2 protein-coding genes are annotated in these 1,577 nt (G+C 47.1%); both read left to right on the plus strand.

Features of this window, described 5'->3' with window-relative positions; translation table 11 throughout:
• A partial coding sequence (locus DW657_RS17270) for a hypothetical protein (protein ID WP_118066983.1) occupies positions 1-261 on the plus strand: 261 nt, incomplete at its 5' end.
• Complete coding sequence (mobB, locus tag DW657_RS17275) at positions 246-1,499, plus strand: conjugal transfer protein MobB (protein WP_118313570.1); 1,254 nt, start codon at positions 246-248, stop codon at positions 1,497-1,499. The genes DW657_RS17270 and mobB, both read left to right, overlap by 16 nt.
• Positions 1,500-1,577: the final 78 nt, after the last annotated feature.

Here is a 1,577-nt window from a genome sequence, read left to right on the forward strand (position 1 = left end):
TTCGGCGAGCCGTTCAAGGTGCTGCGCGAGGACAAGACATTGGTGGAATACTACACCAAGCTTTCTTCTTTTCACTCGCAGTACCGAATGATTGGCAACAACTACAACCAGGTTGTCAAGGAACTCCGTTGTCATTTCTCAGAGAAAAAGGCGATGGCTTTGCTCTATAAGTTGGAGAACTGCACCAGGGAACTGGTCTCTCTTACCCGTGAGATAGTTGAACTAACCCGTAAGTTTGAGGAAAGATGGTCGCAAAGATAAGTTTCGGAAGTTCATTGTATGGCGCACTGGCATACAATGGTGAGAAGATTAACAAGGAAGAGGGAAAGCTCTTGGCAACGAACAAGATCTTCGATGATTGTTCGGGAAAGACGAGCATCGCCAATGCCTTGCGTGATTTCCAACGATACCTTTCTCCGCACATCAGAACGGAAAAGCCTGTCGTGCATATCTCCCTGAATCCGCATCCTGATGATGTGCTGACGGATATGGAGATGGAGAACATCGCACGGGAATACTTGGAGCGCATGGGATATGGCAACCAGCCATACATGGTTTACAAGCATGAGGATATCGACCGTCATCACATGCACATCGTGACCATCCGAGTGGATGAAAACGGCAAGTGTTTGGATAGCCGATACAACTACCATAGGAGCAAGGCTATCACCCGTGACTTGGAGGAGAAGTACAATCTCCACAAGGCAGACCGCAAGCAACGTCAGGCAGACAATCCACTCCGTAAGGTGGATATAAGCCAAGGCAATGTGAAGAAGCAGGTTGCCAACACCGTAAAATCTCTCTGCGCTACCTACAGGTTCCAATCATTGGGCGAATACCGTGCACTTCTTTCCTTATATAATATATCCTTGGAGGAGGTCAGAGGCGAAGTTGGCGGTCGTGAGTATCATGGCTTCGTCTATTCTGCCAATGACGGACTGGGCAACAAAGTTGGAAATCCTTTCAAGGCTTCCAAGATTGACAAATCTGTCGGTGTGGAGGCAATAGAAAAACGGTTCGCTTATTCTACCAAGAAGTTCAAGGAGGAAAAGAAACTCTCCGAGATGACCCGTCATAGCGTGGAAGCAGTCTTGAAGCAGACTTACCATAAGGATAAGTTCGTTGAGTTGCTGAAAGCAAAGGGTATTGATGTCGTTTTCCGCCATACAGCTGACGGCCGTATCTACGGAGCAACATTCATTGACCACCGCACCCAAAGCGTGTTCAATGGTTCAAGGCTTGGAACGGATCTTTCTGCCAATGCTCTACAGGAGCACTTCACCTTGCCTTACGAGAACGAACAGCCGATACCGCTTGCCATTCCAAAGGAAGATGGTGCAATCTCAGAACAAGAGCGTCACGATTCTGGCTTGTTCGATGAATACGGCAGCGGTCTTGGACTCATGTCTGGAGGAGGTCCTTCAAATGAAGCACAGGAAGCTGCATTTGACAGGGAGTTGCGTAGAAAGAAGAAGAAACGAAAAGGGCGAAGTCTTTAATCGTGTTATCAAGGTTGACTTTCTTATGCAATGGAGAAAGTCAGCCTTCAATCAAAAACAATTTGTATAACTTCAAAA

Origin of the sequence: Prevotella sp. AM23-5, assembly GCF_003473645.1 — a bacterium.
In the GTDB taxonomy this organism is placed as follows: Bacteria; Bacteroidota; Bacteroidia; order Bacteroidales; family Bacteroidaceae; genus Prevotella; species Prevotella copri_A.